Here is a 21,322-nt window from a genome sequence, read left to right as displayed (position 1 = left end):
AATGATGAAGAAGTGTTGAAGGAGTTGGCATTAAGCTTTGTGTTTTCTAGCATTAAGCGCTATTGTTGTTTTTAGTATAGTTGTATGTTGAGTATAGAGGTTTAATTATGTACTATAAAGATTAGTTTGTTTATAGAAGAGGTATATGTTGTCATATTGTCTAAAAGACATAAAAAAACCACCCCTATAGGGTGGTTTAGGATGAAAAGTAGTTAGACTACTTTTCTATAACTTGATACGCTTTAAGCGCTTCTTTTAATATCTCTGCAGAGCGGATTAAGTCTTCTTTCTTAAGAACGTAAGCCATACGAGCCTCGTCTAATCCAACACCTGGTGTAGAGTAGAATCCGGCAGCAGGAGCAATCATTACAGTTTCTCCGTTTAGGTCATATTCTTCTAATAACCATTTAGCGAAGTTGTCCGCATTTTTGATAGGAAACTTAGCTACACAATAGAAAGAACCGTGAGGCATAGTCACTTGTACTCCTTCTATTTGTTGAAGAGCAGTGATAAATACATCTCTTCTTTCTTTATATTCCGTGATTACTTCATCGAAGTAAGATTTAGGAGTCTCAAGAGCAGCTTCAGCTGCGATTTGTTCAAAAGTAGGAGGAGAAAGACGGGCTTGAGCAAACTTCATTGCTGCAGCCATAAGGTCTTTGTTTTTAGAAACGATACATCCTATACGTGCTCCACACATACTGTAGCGCTTAGATACAGAGTCGATCATAATAGCGTGGTTAGCTAGTTCTGGAATGCTCATCACAGAGATGTGTTTATATCCATCATAAGCGAACTCTCTATATACTTCGTCAGCGATTAAGAATAAGTCATGTTTAACAACTAACTCTGTTAACTGTTTCATCTCTTGTTCAGAATATAGGTACCCTGTAGGATTACCAGGGTTACAGATTAGAATAGCTTTAGTCTTAGGAGTGATAAGTTTTTCAAATTCTGCAATAGCAGGTAATGCAAATCCGTCATGGATAGAAGACATGACAGGAACTATATTTACACCATTAGAAGTAGAGAACCCATTATAGTTAGCATAGAACGGCTCAGGGATGATGATCTCATCTCCGTGATCCATCGTACTTCCTAATGCAAAAAGTAGCGCTTCTGATCCACCAGTAGTCACGATAATATCAGCTACATCTACATTAAGATTTTGGTCTTTATAGTGTTTTGATAGTTTTTTTCTATAGCTTTCGATTCCAGCAGAGTGACTGTATTCTAATACTTCGAAGTTAGCATCTTTAACAGCTTGTAGTGCTCCAGCAGGAGTTTTGATATCTGGTTGACCTATATTTAAATGGTATACATGGTGTCCTTTTTGTTTTGCAACCTCTGCAAAAGGTACTAATTTTCTAATTGGTGATTCAGGCATTTGAAGCCCTTTGTTTGAAATCTTAGGCATAGTTTTGAAATTTAAATAAACATAGTAAGCAACTAAATCACTATTGGTTTGAAATCAATAATTCTATAGAAAATTACTAAGGCAAATGTAACTTATTTTATGTGAAATTATACAACAAATCGATTACTAAATATTAAGTTAAATATACTGAATTACTGACGTTTTTGGTTATTTTTGTTGCACTATTAAAACAACATATTAACATCTCATGGATAAAAAAATAATATCTTTTTTTTCTTCGACTCGGTTAATGGCTGTTCTTTTTATCGTTTATGCTATCGCATTAGCGGCAGGGACATTCATTGAAGATCGATATAACACAACTACTGCACGTATTCTAATATACAATACCAAATGGTTTGAGTTTATTATGTTCTTTTTCCTAATTAACTTTATTGGGAATATTAAGAGATACAGATTATTGAGTAAAGAAAAGTGGGCTACCTTACTGTTACACGTTTCATTTATCTTGATTCTTATCGGAGCATTAATTACGCGTTATATTAGTTTCGAGGGAATGATGCCTATTAGAGAGGGTGAGACTGCAGATCAGATTTTTTCTGATAAAACATTCCTTACTGTGATGACTGACGGTGAGTATGAAGGAGAAGCTCGTAGACGTACTTTCGAAAAACCTATTCTATTCTCATCAGTAACGGACAACCATTTTAAAATGAAAGAAGATTTTAATGGCGTTCCTTTTGAAATAGAATATAAGGATTATATCATGGGAGCTCAAGAAGCGATAGCAGAAGATCCTAATGGAACATTATTCTTAAAATTAGTAGAATCAGGTGATGGTGAACGTCATGAGCATTATCTTAAAGAAGGAGAAGTAGCGAGTATTCACAATGTATTGTTTTCATTTAATAAACCTACGGATGGAGCAATCAACATTATAAAGGAAGGGGATAACTATTTTATGGAAACTCCTTTTGGAGGTACATTTATGAGGATGGCTGACCAGTCAAAAGGCGACGTGATGGCTGGTACTAAATCACCACTAAACTTTAGATCATTATATAATATGGCTGGTACACAGTTCGTACTGCCAGATATGCCTATTAAAGGTAAAATGATTCTGAAATCAGACGGTGATTTTAAAAATAAAAGAAATACAGATGCTCTAGTACTTACTGTTCGTTCTCAAGGGAAAGAGGAGGAAGTAACTCTGATGGGTAAAGGGGGAAGAATGGGAGAGCCTCAGTCATTTAAATTAGGTGATTTAGAATTTACATTATTATATGGTAGTAAAGTATATACTACGCCATTCCAGATAAAACTAAACAAGTTTATAGCTGAGAAATATCCTGGTACAGAGAGTAGCTATGCGTCATTTGAAAGTCAAGTGACTGTATTAGATGGAGCGGAGAATTTCGATGCGCGTATCTATATGAATAATATCTTAGATCACAAAGGGTACCGTTTCTTCCAAGCAGAGTTTGACAGAGATGAGAAAGGTACTATCTTATCAGTTAACCACGATTTCTGGGGAACATGGATTACTTATATTGGGTACTTCTTATTATATGTAGGAATGTTAGCTATATTATTTGACAAGAATACTAGATTCGGAGATTTGAAAAGAAAACTTGATAAAATAAGAGAGAAGAAAGCTTCTATGCTTACCATGTTATTACTGTTCTTATCAGTAGGAGCTTTTGCACAGCATAATCACGATACACCTATGCGTCCAAGTCAGGTGATGATTGATTCTTTAGTAAAATCAACTGCTGTAGATAAAGAGCATGCTGCTAAGTTTGGTGAGCTAGTGATTCAGGATTTCGGAGGACGTATGAAACCTGTGAATACTTTTGCATCAGAATTATTGCGTAAAGTATATAAGGGAGAGTCTTATCTAGGACTAAATCCAGATCAAGTATTCTTATCGATGACACAGTTTACAGTAGCACAACAAATACAAGGAGCACCTAACTTCTGGTATTATGCTCCTATCGTGCAACTACCAAGAGGAAATGAAAAAGTATTAGAAGTACTTAAGTTACCTAAAGGGACTAAGTATGCTGCATTTATAGATTTTTTTGATGATAATGGTAATTATAGATTAGCCAAAGTAGTAGAGGATGCAAATCACGAAACTGTAAAGAATAAGTTTCAGACAGACTTTTTAGACTTAGATTCTAAGATGGCATTATTAAATGCTGCTTTTACCACACGTATGTTAACGATATTCCCTGTACCTGGGCATGATAATGATAAGTGGGTATCTCCATTAGAGTTAAATGAAGTAGGTCTTAAAGGAATGGATTCTACCTTCACGAAGAGTATATTACCTAGAATGTATGTACCAGCTTTATTTGAGGCAAAGGAGACAGGTAACTATGCGAAGGCAGATGAATATTTACAAAGTTTAAAAACATTCCAAAATGCTTATGGTAAAAAAGTAATACCATCAGAAGATAAGATTCAATTTGAGATAAAATATAACAAGTATGATATCTTTAAGACATTATATAGTTATTATATGTTAGCAGCTATTTTGTTATTCATATTTATTATATCAGAGATATTAAAACCTAGACGTATTAATAAGACAATGATAAAAGTAGGTAGCTGGGCTACGGTTTTATTATTTGCTATTCATACTTTAGGATTAGCAGTAAGATGGTATGTATCAGGGCATGCTCCATGGAGTGATGCGTATGAGTCAGTTATTTATGTAGCATGGGCTACAGCATTGTTTGGATTGTATTTCGGACGTAAGTCAGAACTTACGATAGCCTCTACAGCATTTGTAGCAGGAATGATTTTATGGGGAGCACACTTAAACTTTATGGATCCAGCTATTGCGAATTTGCAACCTGTACTTAATTCATATTGGTTAATCATTCACGTAGCTGTTATCGTAGGAAGTTATGGACCATTTACTCTAGGGATGATTTTAGGGGTAGTGACATTATTATTAATGATCCTTACAAATGACAAGAATAAGAAAAAGATGGATCTTAATATTAAAGAGTTGACGTATATTAATGAGATGGCTCTTACAGTAGGTCTGGTCTTATTAACTATCGGTAACTTCTTAGGAGGTCAATGGGCTAATGAGAGCTGGGGACGTTATTGGGGATGGGATCCCAAAGAGACGTGGGCGTTAATTAGTATTATGATTTATGCTTTCGTTATCCATGCTAGATTAGTACCTGCTATGCGTGGGACATGGATATATAATGTATTTAGTGTAGTGGCTTATTATTCGATCATGATGACGTACTTCGGAGTGAACTTCTACTTAAGTGGATTACATTCTTATGCTTCTGGTGATAAAGTAATTACACCTACTATTATATGGTGGTCATTAGGTTTTGTAATAATATTAAGTGTGTTATCATTTTTTAAATATAAAAAGTACTTGAAGAAGTAGTTGCTCAAGATAATATATAAACGGATGCAAAAAAAAGCTCAGTTTCTGAAAAGAGGCTGAGCTTTTTTTATGCTTTAGAATTAAGTAATTCTTAAAAAAAAGAGTAGAACTTCTTGAATTAAAGGGGAAAAATATAGATAATTGATTCTTTTTATTAGTATATTGTTAACTAAAATGTATAAAAAGTATTTAATTAGTATAATTTAAGTTTTTAAGTTTCTTTTATTTGCTTATTTACGCTTTATAACTGAATAATTGTTTTAAAAAACAAAATAGATGAAATAGAATTGTGAATATTTTACAGCTAAATAGGGTAAAAATTACATAAATAGAGCGAATTATCTTTAAAAGTATATATATGTTTAAATAAGGTTAATTTATATGTATAATAATGAAATTTTAACATTTGATGTTTGTTAAGTTGTTTTTTTTATAACTTTGTAGTACAAAATGTTTAAGATTTAAGCTATGTCTTATTCTGAAAGCAAGTAATTAGGGATTGATTAACAATTTTGAAATCGTTTAATCACTCCATTACAATTAGTAAAACATTTAAAATAAATTTTTTTAAACATGAAAAAGAAAATTACTACTCTGTTTTTGTTAGCTCTAGGAGCAACTACGTATGCACAAACACCAGGTGTTGGTATTGGGACATCCCTACCACATGGTGCTGCAATGCTGGAAATTAAATCGCCTAATAAAGGGGTGTTAATTCCTCGTTTAACTGTTGGGGATTTAAAAACTTTTGGTTTAGATGGTGAGGCGGTAGAAGGAGTACTTGTTTACAATATTACAGCAAAAGCTGGTAGTACTACAGCTCCTATTACTGAAGAGATAAAAGTAGGATTCCACTATTGGTCAAAAGCGAATGGTGGTAAATGGGAATTAATTACTTCTCAAACTCAATTAGATAATGTTATTAGTAATGTAACTAATGAGTTTAATACTAAAATAACAGATATCAATACTAAAATTGATAATATTATTGATGGTGGAACTAAGCCTGGTGATACTGATAAATCTTTTATGGTTGTATTTAAACCAGAGACAGGTCAAGGCGCGAATCCAGCAAAAGGTGAATTACAGTATTTGATTCCAACAAAAGATGCCGCTACAGGATTAGTAACTTATGCTAAACAAGCGATTTCTTTTGGTGAGTTAGTTCAAGGTTCAGAAACTGAGACATTTATTATGGCAACAGATGCTGCAGGAGTTTATACAGCTGACCCTAAATTGGTTAAATTATATGTTTACTTTGGTGAGAAAGCTGTTCGTGATTGGAAAGGAAAACAAGCTAATGCTGGTAAAGTTGCTGAAAAAGAAATGACTTTAGCAGATGGAGGTATTAAGGTGGATGTTGTAGGAGCGGTGTCTAATGACTTCTCTAAATTAATTAATGATAACTCTACTACTTTACAAGAATTTATTTCAAAAACTGATGGAGGTTTGACTCTTGATGCTACAAATAAGAAGTTCATTATCAATAAAGATGGAGCAAAAGAAGAAGTTTTGTTTAATACATTGGAAACTGTAACAAAAATTCAAGTATGGAAAAATGTTGACGGAACTGCTCCAGTAGCAGGTGTAGATGCTGATGAAAAAGGAGCTGTTACAGACAAAGGAACTATCGTTTATGAATATATTAGCGAGTTAACAGGGGCTAAAAATTATATAAACTTAACTGCTGATGTTATTACTTCTGTTACTAATAATGAGAACTTGAAAAAGGAATTATTCAAAGTAGTAAACGACTATAACACTAATGGTGGAAACGTTTATTTTGGATATATGACAACAGGTACTCCTGATCCAGCTAAGGATAAACAGGTTTTATATACAATGGATGAGAATAAAGTGAAAAAAGAGATTGATATTTCTCAAGATATCATCACTAACATTACTAATAATCCAGAGGTAATTAAAACGATTAATAATTTGATTAAAGTTGATGTAAAAGCTACTCCAGTTTATACAAAACAATTAATCAATAGTAAGGCAGTTTTAAAAGTTGCTACTACAGCTACTGTTGCAAAAGGTAAACCTGAGGGGGCAACTAATGAGGTAGATTATAATAGTACATTTAGTGCTGGGATACCAGTTACTAAATTCTCAAGATTATTGTCTGTTCAAATTTTTGATGGAGATAAATTAGTGATGACAACTGCTACAGATGTTGTTCCTACAGGAGATACTGCTGTTAATTTTAGTTTTGGTGTTGGAAAAATGTACCAAGTATTACCTGCAAAACAGTACAATGTAGTATTGGAATATTTAAGTTCAATGACTCAAACAGAAGCTGAAGCTATTCAATAATTTTTTAAATCGAAATCATGAAAAAAAATATAATTACATTATTAGTTTTAACATTAAGTGTTGGAGCTTTTGCACAAAAACCAGGTGTAGGTATTGGAGTTAAAAAAGTAAACCCAGCAGCAGCTTTAGAAATACAAGCTGATAAGAAAGGGGTTTTAATTCCTCGTTTAGCGATTGGAGACTTAAAAACTTTTGGGTTAGAGGGAACAGCAGTAGAAGGAGTGTTAGTTTATAATAACACACCTAAAGCAGCTGCTACTGGAGTTGACGAGATAAAAGTAGGGTTTCATTATTGGTCAGAAGTATCTAAAAAATGGGAATTAATTACTTCTCAAACTCAATTAGATACTGCTATTACTAATGTTACAAATGAGTTCAATACTAAGATAACAGATATCAATACTAAAATTGATAATATTATCGACGGAGGAACTAAACCTGGAGACACTGATAAATCTTTTATGGTTGTATTTAAACCAGAGACAGGTCCTGGTTCAAATCCAGCAAAAGGTGAATTACAGTATTTGATTCCAACAAAAGATGCCGCTACAGGATTAGTAACTTATACTAAACAAGTTATTTCTTTTGGTGAATTAGTTCAAGGAGCAGAAACTGAGACATTTATTATGGCAACAGATGCTGCAGGAGTTTATACAGCTGATCCTAAATTGGTTAAATTGTATGTTTACTTTGGAGAGAAAGCTGTTCGTGATTGGGTTGCAGCAGATGCAAATAAAGGAAAAGATCCTAAGACGAACATGAGTCTAGCAGATGGAGGTATTAAGGTGGATGTAGTAGGAGCGGTGTCTAATGACTTCTCTAAATTAATTAATGATAACTCTACTACCTTACAAGAATTTATTTCAAAAACTGATGGAGGTTTGACTCTTGATGCTGTAAATAAAAAGTTCATTATCAATAAAGATGGAGCAAAAGAAGAAGTTTTGTTTAATACATTGGAAACTGTAACAAAAGTTCAAGTATGGAAAAATGTTGACGGAACTGCTCCAGTAGCAGCTGTAGATGCTGATGTAAAAGGAGCTGTTACAGACAAAGGGACTATCGTTTATGAATATATTAGCGAGTTAACAGGGGCTAAAAATTATATAAACTTAACTGCTGATGTTATTACTTCTGTTACTAATAATGAGAACTTGAAAAAGGAATTATTCAAAGTAGTAAACAACTATAACACTAATGGCGGAAACGTTTATTTTGGTTACATGTCAACAGGTACTCCAGGGGTAGATGAAAAACAGGTTTTATATACAATGGATGAGAATAAAGTGAAAAAAGAGATTGATATCTCTCAAGATATTATCACTAACATTACTAATAATCCAGAGGTAATTAAAACGATTAATAATTTGATTAAAGTTGATGTTTTAACTGCTTCAGATGCTTCTACAAAACAATTTATTAATGGTAAAGAAATTTATAAAGCAGTAAGATCATTAAAGATATCTGGGGCTTATGATAGCGAGTTTAAAGCAACAGAGACTAGCACTGCTACAGTAGTAAGTATTAATCCTTATAATTTAGATAAGGACGGTAAGTTAGAAGCTAAAAATAGCTTGAAGCTAGATAAAGTATTAAAAGTGACTGTTTTAAACGCTAGTGGTGTTGTGGCTGATTCTGTTACAGAAGTAGTTAAAAATGGTGATAGAGGATTTACTTTCGCTTTAGGTAATGGAAATGTTTATACACCTATTCTAGGAGGTGATTATGAGGTTGTATTTGAATATACAGCTCAATAAATGTAAAAAGATACTGTCTAGAGTTTAATAAAACTTTAGACAGTACTTTAAAATTATCCTAAAAGGAAAAGTGTAAATTTTTACTTAAAAATTAGACTATGAAAAAATATATAATAACATGTGCTGCCTTATTTGCAATGTCTTATTTCGGATATGCTCAAGTGGGGATTGGTACAAATAAGCCAACAGTGGGATCTGCTTTAGATATTAAGGCTGATGACAAAGGGGTTTTACTACCTCGAGTTGCACTGACGGCAAAAACTCAATTAGCTCCTATTAAAGGAACTGTAGGAGATGCTAGTTTAAAAGGATTAATTGTATATAATATTAATCCAACTCTTGACCCTACTTCAGAAGGAAAATCAGAAGGGTTTTATTACTGGAATGGATTAGGATGGGATAAAATTAGTTCAACTGCTGAGGTGATTAAACTAATTAAAGACTCTACATCTGATTCAGTTAAGAATATTACTGAGATTATTAATATTATTGTCAACGAAGGAGGCGATAATGCATTGAAAGGATCTTCAGTTGTATTATATGATTTTACCAAAGAAGAGTTTTATACCTTAGTTAAGGATGCTAATGGTAAGGTTGTTAAATCATCACCTATAGACTTAACTAATGCTATTCGCAAGGCAGAAACAAATACTTTCATTAGAGTTGTTAAAGACGCTAATAAAAAGACTACAGGATATTTGTATTTCAGTGAAGAAGCAATTAAGATTTGGCAAAAGGAAAATCCTACTGATGCTCAGAATTATGTTAAAAACATGAAGAAAAAAGACGGTGTCTTATTAGATATTGTTGGAGATGTTACAAATAATCTTGAAGAAATTTTAAACAGTAAAAAAGAATTCTTTGAGAACTACATTACTAATATTAAAAATAATGTTAGTATCAAAACTGAAGGAGACCGTATCTATTTGATTTATAAAGATGATAAGGGCAATGAAATTAAAATAGATTTAAGTCAACTAGAAACAGAAACTTTTGTTAGAACTATAACCAAGGAAGAAGCTGGTAAGACTAAAATTATGGGATACATTCACTTTAATGAAGCTCAAATTAGTAAGTGGATTAAAGCTCATCCTGGTCAGGCAAATAGTTATAAAACTGATATGAAAAATGAGGATGGTACTTTTCTTGATGTAATTGGTGCTATCTCAAATAACTTTAAAGAAATTGTTGAGAATAATAGTGAATATATTACAAAAATTATTCAAGAAACAAAAGGAAATGTAACTGTGAAAACTGAGAATGGTAAGACATACTTAGTTTATCGTGATGACAAAGGAAATGAGGTAAAATTAGATTTATCTTCAATGGAGATTGTTACTTTTTCTAGAGAGATTAAAAATGACAAAAAGGTTACTACAGGATATGTTTACTTTAATGAAGATGCAATAGCAAAATGGATTAAAGAAAACGCATTAATGGCTCCTCTTTATCAGACACAAATGCCTGATGATTTAGGATTCAAAATGGATGTTGTGGGTGCTGTATCTAATAATTTTGAAGAAATAATTAACAAGGAAGAGAACAAGAAATACATTACTAATGTTATCAATGAAAGCAAAGGTAATGTAACTGTTAAAGTGGTAAATGGTAAAACTGTCTTAGTATATAAAGATAAAGACGGTAATGAACAAGTTATCGATTTGAGTTCTCAAGAGGTTGATACTTTTATTATTGAGGTTAAAGATGCTACTTCTAAAAAAGTAACAGGTTATAGATATTTTAGTGAAGAAGCGATTACTACTTGGCAAAAAGCTAATCCAGATATTGCAGGTCGATATAAAACGATGATGCCAGCGGATGTGCCAGGTACTTCAATTGATGTAGTTGGTACTGTATCTAATAGTTTTGAAGAGATCATCAATAAAGAGGAGAACAAGAAATTTATTACCAACGTTATTAATGAAAGTAAAGGTAATGTAACGGTTAAAGTAGTAGATGGTAAGACAGTTCTTGTTTATAAAGATGAAAATAATAAAGAACAAATATTTGATTTAAGTGTTTTATCTGTAGACACTTTTATTAGAGAAGTGAAAGACAAAACCTCTGGTAAAGTTACTGGTTACATTTATTTTAGTGAAGATGTAATCACAACTTGGCAAAAAGCTAATAGCAGATTTGCAGATCTTTACAAAGATCAGATGCCAGATAATTTAGGTACTTCAATAGATGTAGTTGGTACTGTATCTAATAGTTTTGAAGAGATCATCAATAAAGAGGAGAACAAGAAATTTATTACCAATGTTATCAATGAAAGTAAAGGTAATGTAACTGTTAAAGTAGTAGATGGTAAGACAGTTCTTGTTTATAAAGATGAAAATAATAAAGAACAAATATTTGATTTAAGTGTTTTAGCAGTAGATACTTTTGTTAGAGAAGTAAAAGACAAAACTTCTGGTAAAGTTACTGGTTATATTTATTTTAGTGAAGATGTAATCACAACTTGGCAAAAAGCTAATAGTAGATTTGCAGATCTTTACAAAGATCAGATGCCTGATAATTTAGGTACTTCAATCGATGTAGTTGGTACTGTGTCTAATAGTTTTGAAGAGATTATTAATAATGGTGGTAATAAAGAGTTGATTACTAATATTGTTAATAAGACAGGAGGAAACATTAGTGTTAAAATAGATGAAAATGGTAAAACTATATTAGTTTATAAAGACAAAGATGGCAAAGAACAGATTTTTGATATTAGTGTAGTTGAAACAGAGACTTACATAAAAGAAGTTAAGAAAACAGTTAAAGTAAACAATGTTGATGTTGAAAAAGTTGTTGGATATGTTTACTTTAGTGAGGAAGCGATAAACACATGGAGAAAAAATCCTGTAAATAAAGGTAAGGACTACAAAACAGCGATGTTGCCAGCCGATGGTAAGCTTATTGATGTAGTAGGAGCTGTATCTCAGAATTTCCAAGAGATTATCAACGAAGGGGACAACATTAAGTATGTAACTGAGGTCATTGAAAAAACTAAAGGAGCTGTTTCAGTTGAGGAAAGAAATGGAAAATTAGTTCTTGTATTTGTTGATGATAAAGGAGTTAAACAAGAGTTTGATTTAAGCGCACAAGAAACAGAGACTTACATAAAAGAAGTTAAGAAAACAGTTAAAGTAAACAATGTTGATGTTGAAAAAGTTGTTGGATATGTTTACTTTAGTGAGGAAGCGATAAACACATGGAGAAAAAATCCTGTAAATAAAGGTAAGGACTACAAAACAGCGATGTTGCCAGCCGATGGTAAGCTTATTGATGTAGTAGGAGCTGTATCTCAGAATTTCCAAGAGATTATCAACGAAGGGGACAACATTAAGTATGTAACTGAGGTCATTGAAAAAACTAAAGGAGCTGTTTCAGTTGAGGAAAGAAATGGAAAATTAGTTCTTGTATTTGTTGATGATAAAGGAGTTAAACAAGAGTTTGATTTAAGCGCACAAGAAACAGAGACTTACATAAAAGAAGTTAAGAAAACAGTTAAAGTAAACAATGTTGATGTTGAAAAAGTTGTTGGATATGTTTACTTTAGTGAGGAAGCGATAAACACTTGGAGAAAAGACCCTGTAAATAAAGGTAAGGACTACAAAACAGCGATGTTGCCAGCCGATGGTAAGCTTATTGACGTAGTAGGAGCTGTATCTCAGAATTTTCAAGAGATTATCAACGAAGGAGACAACATTAAGTATGTAACTGAGGTTATTGAAAAAACTAAAGGAGCTGTTTCAGTTGAGGAAAGAAATGGAAAATTAATTCTTGTATTTGTTGATGACAAAGGAGTTAAGCAAGAGTTTGATTTAAGCGCTCAAGAGACAGATACATTTGTTAGAATTGTGCCTGGAAAGGATAGTAAAGGCAATGACATTAACCTTAAGTACATTTATTTTAGTGAAGCTAAGATTGCAGTTTGGTTAAAAGCTAATCCTGGTAAAGATTACAAAAAAGAAATGCCAGAATCAGATGGTATTGTAATTGATGTTCTTTCTGACGTTACTAATAATTTAGGTGATATTATCAATAGAAGTGGTGATGCATTTAATAATATTCTTAATGAGTATTTAATAAAAGGAGGTAATGTTTATTATGGTAAAGTTGACCCTACAAAAGGAGATGTGCTTTATACGATAGTTGAAGAGAATGGAGCTAAGGTTAAAAAAGTTCTTGACTTAACAAATACAATTAAAGAGATACTTACTAAAGAGGAATTTAAAACAGAACTTAAAAGTGCTGTAGCTTATGATATTACAGAGGCTGTTTCTGAAACAAATATTAAGTTTGGAAATAAAGTAGTTAGTACTTTCTCTAGTAAGGCAGTTGTAAGCCCTAATGATGCTGAAATAGTAGGAGTTGAGGCTCCTGATACACTTGGTAGAGCTGATATTAATGTGTTTGATATTAAATTGTATACTGCCGATGGTAAATTAGTAGCTGTAAGTGTTACTGATATTAAGTATAATAATAGAAGTGGTCTTCTTGATTTCACTTTAGGTACTGGAGATATTTACACAACTATCCCTGCAGGTACTTATAAAGCAGTGATTTATTTTACTAAATAATAAAAAAATAACTTATAGAGTAGTAGGAGTTATAAAAAAAGCCTCTAGACATTGTCTAGAGGCTTTCTCCTTATATGGATATTGCTATTATTTAGCTTGATAATTTCCTATTGGGGTTTCATATTTTTTATATACAAATCTTACATCTCCTGTGCCGGCTTCAGCTGGTATTGTAAAAATAAGTTTTGTATCCTCAATATTTCTAATAATAGCTTCTACATTTCCATCAGACACACCCGGTTTAGGTGCTCTAGGCTGAATTGTTACTGATGATTTTGTAGGAAGTTTTTTAACAAATGTTATTTGATATTCACCTAGTTTGGTTTTGTCAAAACCTTTACCAGTTAGCACAACATCATCACCTATCTTTTTATCTGTTAGATCTACCGAATTTATTTGTTCAGGATATCCTTCAGGTCTTAGGTCTTTAGAACCTCCATCATCACTAGAACAACCTACTGCGCTTAAAGTAGCTGTTGCTAAAAATAATAAAATTAGTTTTTTCATAAATTGAATAGTTTAGAAGTCTAATGTAGTATTATTTTTAAGATATCATATCTTTTAGTTAATTTTTTTTAACTCATCCATTATGAGTTCTAAACCTGTAGTTGCTTTTTCTTTAATTATATTGACTCTACAAGGTGTTTCTTTAATTATAGCAGGGTTGGTATCTATGTAGTATGCTAGTGCATTTGATTTAGCATAAGATATTAGTGAAGCTGCAGGATAAACTTGCATTGAGGTACCTATGATTATAATGATATCGGCCCCTTCTACTAAAGGTATTGCATTTTCTAGAATTGGAACCATCTCTCCAAACCAGACAATATGTGGACGCAATGTATGTCCTAGTTCATTACAATCACTATCAAGTAGGTCTTTCATCCAAGGATAAACTAGTTCTTCATTTTGTTCACTACGTACTTTTAGTAGTTCGCCATGTAGATGTAGTACGTTCGTAGATCCAGCACGTTCGTGTAAATCATCAACATTTTGTGTTATGATAGTAACATCATAATATTCCTCTAAGTTGGTTAGGAGTATATGTGCTTGATTTGGCTTACAGTCCATTAATTGTTTTCTTCTGTCATTGTAGAATTTTAAAACAAGTTCTTTATTTTTTTTCCATCCTTCAGGGGAAGCAACAGCCATTACATCGTGTCCTTCCCAGAGTCCATCAGCATCTCTAAATGTCTTGATTCCACTTTCTGCACTCATTCCAGCACCAGAAAGTACTACTAATTTTTTTTGCATAATATTCTTACCTTTGCATTTGTCTTAAAAATAAATATAATAATGAATATTTCAAAAGAACTATTTCAAGACGTTGAATATTTAGAATACTTAGAATCATTTTTGACGGAGAATAGGGTAGAGCGCTTTAAAGAAGTTTTGGATAAGCGTACCAAGCATTTTAGTATTGTAGCTGAAGATGTATACCAATTACATAATACAAGTGCTGTGATGCGTAGTTGTGAGGTTTTTGGGGTACAGGATTTATGTGTTATTGAACAAAAGTTTGGTAAACGTATAGATAAAGAGATTGCTTTAGGAGCAGAGAAGTGGGTAGATATTCATAGATATAGTTCTATACCTACAGCATTAGAAGATATTCGAAGCAAAGGCTATCAAATAGTAGCGACTACTCCTCATGTGGAAGCTAATCACTTAGAAGACTTTGACATTAGTAAACCATCAGCTATATTTTTTGGTACAGAGAAAAGTGGGTTATCTCCTGAGATAATCGAACAGGCTGATGCTTATATAAAGATACCGATGGTGGGTTTTACAGAGAGTTTGAATATATCTGTATCAGCTGCTATTATTATTCAGAACTTAACTAGTCGTGTACGTAATTCGGATATAGCATGGAAGTTAACTAAAGAGCAATTACTTGAGAAGAGAATAGACTGGGCTAGAAAGTCAATTACAGATATCGATTTTGTTACTGAACGATATTTAGAATCTAAACAAGTCTAATTTATGTAATATTATAGATTCGATAAAATAACAAATCCCTCTATTAGAAGGGATTTGTTGTTTTATTCAAAATGTAGACTTAAGTAGAAGGACTACTCTTTTTACGTAATTTCATATTAATAAACTCTACAGCCAAAGAGAATGCTATAGCAAAGTATAGATACCCTTTGGGTACTGCACCTATTTCTTGTCCAGCCAGTACAGCATGAGAGATATGCATACTCTCAGTTGTTAACATAAATCCAATAAGGATTAGGAATGAAAGAGCAAGGATTTGTATTGAAGGGTTTTTATTGACAAAATTCCCCACTGGTACAGCGAATATCATCATTACTCCCACAGATACAATCACTGCAGCTATCATAATAGGTAACGCACCATTTATACCGTTGGTCATTCCTACTGCAGTTAGTATACTATCTACAGAGAAGATAATATCGATCATTAAGATCTGCATCAGGATGTTACCAAATGATTTAGCTGCTATCTTCTTTGCATTCGGAGCCTCATCTATAGGATGATTGTCATGTACATGGCCTACCTTTTCGTGTATTTCTTTGGTTGATTTATAGATAAGAAATATCCCTCCAGCAAGTAGTATAAGTGCTTGTCCGTTAAAGTCAGCTGAGAACCAGCTCCAGTTAATACTAAAGAGAGGTTTTTTCATAGCGATAAGCCAAGAAACACCAAATAATAAACCAATACGCATAAACATAGCTAAGAATAAACCTAGCTTGGTTGCTTTTTTGCGTTGTTCTTCAGGTAATTTACCAGTAACGATTGAGATAAAGATAACATTGTCAATCCCTAGTACAATCTCTAGAAAAGTCAATGTTATAAATGCTACGATAGCATCAGCAGTTAAAAATACTTCCATAGTATTTAGGTGTGGATTAAATTATAAATCAGCTATTTTTTTTATAGTTCCTCTTTCTCTTCTAGCGTCTCCCACATATCCGTACTCGAAAGTACATTCGTCTCCATCCGTTGTTATAATTTTAATACTTACTGGCTTTTTGTCAGCCATTGTTTTAGGATTTAGTTTTTCTAAAACAAATTCACAGTCATTCACCCAGCGAATAGCTGAGCTGTCCGTTTTTCCTTCGAATGTTTCGATTTCTAAATCTTTTGTTCGTATAAAAGTAGATACTTTTTTCTCTCCATCAATCTCAGCTGTAAATTCAAATTTACCAGTTTGAAATTTAGCACAATTCCTTTCTTGATTATAACAAGAAGCTAATAAAAGGAATAAAGGTAGAAAGTATAATAGTTTAGTTTTCATATTAGTTTCCAAATAGTGATTTAATAATTGTTTGAAGTCCCTTAAAAAAAAGTAACATTGAAGTAAGACAGATTAGACATCCTAATCCGAATATAGGATAAAACAAAGGATTACCTTGATTCTTTAGCGAACTGTGAATAATGATAGGACCTAAGAACATTAATGGTAACGTAATCATTAGGTATTTTACCCCTTTATTAAGTAATTTTTTATCTGTTTGTGGTTCTCGTTCCATTATTTATTCATTTTAAAATATTCAATTGCAGAACGTACATTTTGATGTTCTTTTAATAGATTAGCTGCTATAGGGTACTCGATATTAAGTTCATCTATGATCATTTGTATACCTCGTTCTTGTAACTTAGCATTAGTCATCTTCATGTCTACCATCTTGTTGCCTTTTACTCTTCCAATCTGAATCATACTACTAGTAGATATCATATTTAGAACTAGTTTTTGTGCTGTACCTGCTTTCATACGTGAACTTCCTGTTACGAATTCAGGACCTACAACTACTTCTATTGGGTAATCAGCAACTTTAGATAATGGACTCTCTAGGTTGCAAGTGATACAGCTGGTAGTAATGTTGTTCTGTTGACATTGCTCTAAGGCTTTAATTACATAAGGTGTAGTACCTGATGCTGCTATACCAATCACGATATCTTTAGTGGTAATATTATAGTGTAGTAAGTCTTCCCATCCTTGTAAAGGGTTATCCTCTGCATTTTCAACAGCATGTCTAATAGCGTGATCGCCGCCAGCTATTATACCGATAACTAAGTCGGGTGAAACTCCATAAGTAGGAGGGCATTCGGAAGCATCTAAGACGCCTAATCTACCAGATGTACCTGCGCCGATATAGAATAAACGTCCTTCGTTGTTTAACTTATATACTACTTGTGTAACTGTAGCTTCTATTTGAGAAATAGCATTTTGTACTGCTAAAGGAACAGATATATCTTCTTGATTTATATTGTGTAAAAGGTCATTGATAGACATTTTGTCTAAATCATTATATTTAGAAGATTGTTCTGTGATTTTTATAAAAGCCACTGTAATAGTTTTTAAAAAATGTATAGAAGCAAAAGTAATCAAAATACTTTACTAACACTCAATATTATGACTGATGTACATGATAATTTTTAGCCAAAATATGAAGTGCATAGTAGTTTTATTAGAAATGTATAAAGACTAATAGAACTTGTGAATAATGATTATTAAGAGGGAGTAGACTTTAATAAAAGAATAATACTAAATAGTTTTTAGAGTTGATTGAAATAAACTACTTTTGCAGCGAGCAAACTGCCTTATCGCTACTCTCAGTAATGAGGATAGAGGAAAGTCTGGACACCATAGGGAGGCATAATGGGTAACGCCCATCCTTGGCATGCCAAGAGGACAAGTGCAACAGAAAGTATGTACAGGTAATGCTGTAGTGAAACCAGGTAAACTCTATGCGGTGAAATGTCATGTATATTTAGCGTTTGAGGGTGCCCGCCCGATGCTTTAGGGGTAGGCAGATAGAGCTATCGAGTAATTGATAGCCGGGATAAATGATAAGGGAGTACTTTGGTACTTACAGAATCCGGCTTATAGGTTTGCTCTTTATTTTTAATACAAAAAAGGACGATTGTAGTTAAATACAATCGTCCTTTTTTATCATTTATTTTATTCATCATCATCATCATCATCTTCTTCAGAGAGAATTTCAAAGAATGTGAATACTGAACCTCCATAGTTTTTTTCAAATGAGAAATGTTCTAAATGGTTAATAGGTGTATGTTTAGAATGTTCTATAACAACCATACCTTCTTCACTTACTAAATTATTTGCGAAGATACCTTTTACTATTGTTTCAAATTGCTCTTGCGTAAAACCATAAGGTGGATCAGCAAATACAATGTCATAAGAAGATCGGTGTTTCTCTATGAATTTAAAAACATCAGATTTTAATGGAGTAATATTTAAATCTAATTCTTTTGCTGTTTTTTTTATGAAGTTTACACATCCCATATCTCCATCTACGCTAATAATAGATTCAGCTCCTCTAGAGGCAAACTCATAACTGATATTCCCTGTTCCTGAAAATAAATCTAATATTGTAAGCTCACTAAAATTAAAGTGATTGTTTAAAATGTTGAATAAAGATTCTTTGCTCATATCCGTAGTTGGACGAACAGGTAAGTTTTTAGGAGCAGTAATACGTCGTCCTTTTAATTTTCCCGATATAATTCTCATGAATGGAATAAAATGTAATATTGTTTAGGTACTTGATGATGTAAAAGTAAATCATCACTAATAAAAAATTTGTTTTGTATGATGTCTACTTTTCTAATATAGTCGTAGGCTTGTTGATAATAGGAGTCCCCTTCATCAGCTCTACCCATTAAATGCAACGGTATAACTTCAGGATCTAATTGTATTTGTTCATAAGTAAATAGGATGTAATAGATAAAGTCTTGTGCTGTCTGATATTGAAATGAATTAAAGAAAACTAATTCACCATTTTGTACTACGATTAACTCAAAATGATCTTTTTGTAGAAAAGCATAAACTTCTTTTTCTAGATTTTGTACTGATTTTTTTAATAAAATCTCTACAAGTAAAGTGTTTATATTTTGGTAATTAAAACTTCCAAATTTATCAATTAAATAGTTGTTGATACTGACATAAGGGACATATACATTATTTATTTTGGAAGTTTCTAGTTCATCATATGCAAAATAATCTGTCGAAAATACTTTTGTAGTATATTGCAGATAATTGCCCATAGCATCTTCATTAAAAAGATCTTTAGGAATAAAGGTATTTAAAGCATTGTCGTGCAAAACAATAATTTCATCATATTTATCAGATAGTTCGGCGTGCTTCTGAAAGAATTTATCTAACTGTTCTTCTATAGGTTTAGAAGTAATCAGTGCCTCAGATGCAAAGTATGTAATCTCATGAGCTAATTTGTCTTTGATAGCAAAAGAGAATTTCTTTAATGAAACTTGTATTAAAAGTTTATGATAAATCTTTGACATCGTGTGTTTAAATATGAAATGTATATAGTTGATTATATGCAAAATTACACTTTTTTATTGCATTCTTCTAGTCAAGGGCTAAAAAGCTTAGTATCTTTGGGAAGTAATATAAAATTTAAGCAAAGAACATGATGATAGATCAACAGTTTTATAAACTATTGCGTCAAAAATTTCCTTATGAGTTAACATTAAAGCAAGATATCTTTCTTCAGAAGATAGCGGATTTTGTTACGAATGATAGTCAAGATGAACTTTTTGTTCTTAAAGGTTATGCAGGTACTGGTAAGACTACCTTGTTATCTACTGTTGTAAATGAACTGAAGACTGTTAATAAATTCTCTATAATGTTAGCTCCTACAGGACGTGCAGCTAAGGTGATTAGCAACTATTCTAATCGTTCAGCTTTTACGATTCACAAGAATATCTATTATCCGAAACCTAGTAAAGCAGGAGGAACTTTTCAATACACAATGCGAAACAATAGAAACCGCAATACTATATTTATAGTAGATGAGGCTTCGATGATTGGGGATGCTAGCGCAGGAGACACTTCAATGTATCCACATGGTTCTTTGTTAGATGATTTAGTATATTATGTTTATTCAGGTTTTAACTGTAAACTTATTCTAATAGGAGATACTGCTCAGTTGCCTCCAGTGAATATGACTATTAGTCCTGCATTAGATATAGATCAGCTTCGATTCCATTATAATATGGATGTTCAACATATCGAGTTAGATGAGGTAATGCGTCAAGAAGAAGGTTCTGGTATTTTATATAACGCTACTGAATTAAGGTTAACAATAGGTTCTTATTTTGCTGATACTTTTCAGTTTCAATTAAAAGGATTTAAAGACATCATACGCTTAGTTGATGGATATGATATACAGGATGCTATTTATTCATCTTATTCTAATAGTGGTCCAGAAGAGACTACTTTTATTGTACGCTCTAATAAGCGAGCAAATGCCTATAATCAGCAGATTAGGATGCGTATATTAGATAAAGATAGCGAAATATCAGCGGGAGATTTACTAATGGTGGTGAAGAATAATTACTTTTGGTTAAAGGACTCTCCTGTGACAGATTTTATTGCCAATGGAGATATCATTGAGATCTTACAGATTTATCGAACTATAGAGTTATATAGCTATAGATTTGCTTCTGTGAGAATACGCATGATAGATTATCCAGATATGGCGCCTTTTGATACGATGATAATCTTGGATACTTTGACTAGTGAATCTCCAGCATTAACTTATGATCAAATGAATAAGTTGTATAATGAGGTACTACTAGATTATGAAGATGAAATAACTAAGTATAAAAAGATGCAAAAACTAAAAGAGAATGAATATTTTAATGCTTTACAAGTGAAGTTCTCTTATGCGATTACTTGTCATAAATCTCAAGGTGGACAGTGGGAAACCGTATTTATAGAACAACCCTATCTGCCTGATGGGATAACAGAGGATTATATCAAATGGTTGTATACAGCAATAACCCGTGCTAAAGATAAGTTGTATTTAATAGGATTTCAAGATGAGTACTTTCTTCAGGAATAGGGAGAAAGGTAATTATTTTAAATTATTAT

General features: G+C 32.4%; 15 protein-coding genes and 1 other RNA gene. 7 read left to right on the top strand and 9 right to left on the bottom strand.

Translation table 11 applies throughout. The features are described 5' to 3' along the window. Window positions 1-217 precede the first annotated feature (217 nt). Complete coding sequence (locus LNQ81_RS17790) at window positions 218-1,417, bottom strand: pyridoxal phosphate-dependent aminotransferase (protein WP_229949085.1); 1,200 nt, start codon at window positions 1,415-1,417, stop codon at window positions 218-220. Window positions 1,418-1,625: 208 nt separating this feature from the next. On the opposite strand from LNQ81_RS17790, the gene LNQ81_RS17785 reads away from it, so the two are divergent. The 4 genes from LNQ81_RS17785 to LNQ81_RS17770 all read left to right on the top strand — a co-directional run bounded on the left by LNQ81_RS17785 (window position 1,626) and on the right by LNQ81_RS17770 (window position 13,440). After that, on the top strand, window positions 1,626-4,799 hold the full coding sequence (locus LNQ81_RS17785; protein WP_229949084.1) for a cytochrome c biogenesis protein CcsA: 3,174 nt from the start codon (window positions 1,626-1,628) through the stop codon (window positions 4,797-4,799). A gap of 573 nt (window positions 4,800-5,372) precedes the next feature. Continuing rightward, window positions 5,373-7,115, top strand: coding sequence for a hypothetical protein (locus LNQ81_RS17780; RefSeq protein WP_229949078.1), 1,743 nt, complete (start codon window positions 5,373-5,375; stop codon window positions 7,113-7,115). 17 nt (window positions 7,116-7,132) lie between these two features. Further along, a complete protein-coding gene (locus tag LNQ81_RS17775; RefSeq protein ID WP_229949076.1) occupies window positions 7,133-8,872 on the top strand; it encodes a hypothetical protein in 1,740 nt (579 codons plus the stop codon). Window positions 8,873-8,970: 98 nt separating this feature from the next. Next, on the top strand, window positions 8,971-13,440 hold the full coding sequence (locus LNQ81_RS17770; protein ID WP_229949074.1) for a hypothetical protein: 4,470 nt from the start codon (window positions 8,971-8,973) through the stop codon (window positions 13,438-13,440). An 87-nt stretch (window positions 13,441-13,527) separates the two neighbouring features. Here LNQ81_RS17770 and LNQ81_RS17765 read toward each other — a convergent pair whose 3' ends face one another. Continuing rightward, window positions 13,528-13,947 (bottom strand): hypothetical protein, encoded by a 420-nt coding sequence (locus tag LNQ81_RS17765; RefSeq protein ID WP_229949072.1) that lies wholly within the window; start codon window positions 13,945-13,947, stop codon window positions 13,528-13,530. Window positions 13,948-14,001: 54 nt separating this feature from the next. Continuing rightward, window positions 14,002-14,694, bottom strand: coding sequence for an SIR2 family NAD-dependent protein deacylase (locus tag LNQ81_RS17760; RefSeq protein ID WP_229949070.1), 693 nt, complete (start codon window positions 14,692-14,694; stop codon window positions 14,002-14,004). Between the two features lie 42 nt (window positions 14,695-14,736). Here LNQ81_RS17760 and LNQ81_RS17755 point away from each other — a divergent pair, with 42 nt between their 5' ends. After that, a complete protein-coding gene (locus tag LNQ81_RS17755) occupies window positions 14,737-15,420 on the top strand; it encodes a TrmH family RNA methyltransferase (protein WP_229949068.1) in 684 nt (227 codons plus the stop codon). A 79-nt stretch (window positions 15,421-15,499) separates the two neighbouring features. Here LNQ81_RS17755 and LNQ81_RS17750 read toward each other — a convergent pair whose 3' ends face one another. Genes LNQ81_RS17750 through murQ form a run of 4 tightly spaced genes read right to left on the bottom strand, consistent with a single transcriptional unit; the run spans window position 15,500 to window position 17,755 of the window. After that, complete coding sequence (locus LNQ81_RS17750; RefSeq protein ID WP_229949066.1) at window positions 15,500-16,297, bottom strand: TerC family protein; 798 nt, start codon at window positions 16,295-16,297, stop codon at window positions 15,500-15,502. 21 nt (window positions 16,298-16,318) lie between these two features. Then, the gene (locus LNQ81_RS17745; protein WP_229949065.1) at window positions 16,319-16,702 is read right to left on the bottom strand and encodes a DNA topoisomerase IV; all 384 of its coding nucleotides are present in this window, start codon (window positions 16,700-16,702) and stop codon (window positions 16,319-16,321) included. A gap of 1 nt (window position 16,703) precedes the next feature. Further along, the gene (locus tag LNQ81_RS17740) at window positions 16,704-16,937 is read right to left on the bottom strand and encodes a DUF6095 family protein (RefSeq protein WP_229949064.1); all 234 of its coding nucleotides are present in this window, start codon (window positions 16,935-16,937) and stop codon (window positions 16,704-16,706) included. Next, on the bottom strand, window positions 16,937-17,755 hold the full coding sequence (murQ, locus tag LNQ81_RS17735; RefSeq protein ID WP_229949062.1) for an N-acetylmuramic acid 6-phosphate etherase: 819 nt from the start codon (window positions 17,753-17,755) through the stop codon (window positions 16,937-16,939). The genes LNQ81_RS17740 and murQ overlap by 1 nt, the downstream gene beginning before the upstream one ends. Window positions 17,756-17,996: 241 nt before the next feature. On the opposite strand from murQ, the gene rnpB reads away from it, so the two are divergent. Further along, an RNA gene (gene rnpB, locus LNQ81_RS17730) (RNase P RNA component class A) lies at window positions 17,997-18,311 on the top strand. Window positions 18,312-18,370: 59 nt separating this feature from the next. On the opposite strand, the gene LNQ81_RS17725 is transcribed toward rnpB, so the two are convergent. Together LNQ81_RS17725 and LNQ81_RS17720 are read right to left on the bottom strand one after the other, a co-directional pair. Next, entirely contained in the window at window positions 18,371-18,940 is a 570-nt protein-coding gene (locus tag LNQ81_RS17725) for an RsmD family RNA methyltransferase (RefSeq protein WP_229949061.1), read from the bottom strand. Next, a complete protein-coding gene (locus tag LNQ81_RS17720) occupies window positions 18,937-19,728 on the bottom strand; it encodes a DUF3822 family protein (protein ID WP_229949059.1) in 792 nt (263 codons plus the stop codon). The genes LNQ81_RS17725 and LNQ81_RS17720 overlap by 4 nt, the downstream gene beginning before the upstream one ends. Window positions 19,729-19,859: 131 nt before the next feature. Between LNQ81_RS17720 and LNQ81_RS17715 the strand changes: the two genes are divergently transcribed. After that, entirely contained in the window at window positions 19,860-21,293 is a 1,434-nt protein-coding gene (locus LNQ81_RS17715; protein WP_229949327.1) for an ATP-dependent DNA helicase, read from the top strand. Window positions 21,294-21,322: the final 29 nt, after the last annotated feature.

The organism is Myroides oncorhynchi (assembly GCF_020905415.1).
Taxonomy (GTDB): Bacteria; Bacteroidota; Bacteroidia; order Flavobacteriales; family Flavobacteriaceae; genus Flavobacterium; species Flavobacterium oncorhynchi_A.
Note: the sequence above shows the minus strand (reverse complement) of the source record. Positions and strands in the feature narration are given on the sequence as shown.

What these genes read in the sequence shown, in the direction of transcription:
- LNQ81_RS17790 (WP_229949085.1), bottom strand. Translation starts at nt 1,417, where the DNA reads ATGCCTAAGATTTCAAACAAAGGGCTTCAAATGCCTGAATCACCAATT.
- LNQ81_RS17785 (WP_229949084.1), top strand. Translation starts at nt 1,626, where the DNA reads ATGGATAAAAAAATAATATCTTTTTTTTCTTCGACTCGGTTAATGGCT.
- LNQ81_RS17780 (WP_229949078.1), top strand. Translation starts at nt 5,373, where the DNA reads ATGAAAAAGAAAATTACTACTCTGTTTTTGTTAGCTCTAGGAGCAACT.
- LNQ81_RS17775 (WP_229949076.1), top strand. Translation starts at nt 7,133, where the DNA reads ATGAAAAAAAATATAATTACATTATTAGTTTTAACATTAAGTGTTGGA.
- LNQ81_RS17770 (WP_229949074.1), top strand. Translation starts at nt 8,971, where the DNA reads ATGAAAAAATATATAATAACATGTGCTGCCTTATTTGCAATGTCTTAT.
- LNQ81_RS17765 (WP_229949072.1), bottom strand. Translation starts at nt 13,947, where the DNA reads ATGAAAAAACTAATTTTATTATTTTTAGCAACAGCTACTTTAAGCGCA.
- LNQ81_RS17760 (WP_229949070.1), bottom strand. Translation starts at nt 14,694, where the DNA reads ATGCAAAAAAAATTAGTAGTACTTTCTGGTGCTGGAATGAGTGCAGAA.
- LNQ81_RS17755 (WP_229949068.1), top strand. Translation starts at nt 14,737, where the DNA reads ATGAATATTTCAAAAGAACTATTTCAAGACGTTGAATATTTAGAATAC.
- LNQ81_RS17750 (WP_229949066.1), bottom strand. Translation starts at nt 16,297, where the DNA reads ATGGAAGTATTTTTAACTGCTGATGCTATCGTAGCATTTATAACATTG.
- LNQ81_RS17745 (WP_229949065.1), bottom strand. Translation starts at nt 16,702, where the DNA reads ATGAAAACTAAACTATTATACTTTCTACCTTTATTCCTTTTATTAGCT.
- LNQ81_RS17740 (WP_229949064.1), bottom strand. Translation starts at nt 16,937, where the DNA reads ATGGAACGAGAACCACAAACAGATAAAAAATTACTTAATAAAGGGGTA.
- LNQ81_RS17725 (WP_229949061.1), bottom strand. Translation starts at nt 18,940, where the DNA reads ATGAGAATTATATCGGGAAAATTAAAAGGACGACGTATTACTGCTCCT.
- LNQ81_RS17720 (WP_229949059.1), bottom strand. Translation starts at nt 19,728, where the DNA reads ATGTCAAAGATTTATCATAAACTTTTAATACAAGTTTCATTAAAGAAA.
- LNQ81_RS17715 (WP_229949327.1), top strand. Translation starts at nt 19,860, where the DNA reads ATGATAGATCAACAGTTTTATAAACTATTGCGTCAAAAATTTCCTTAT.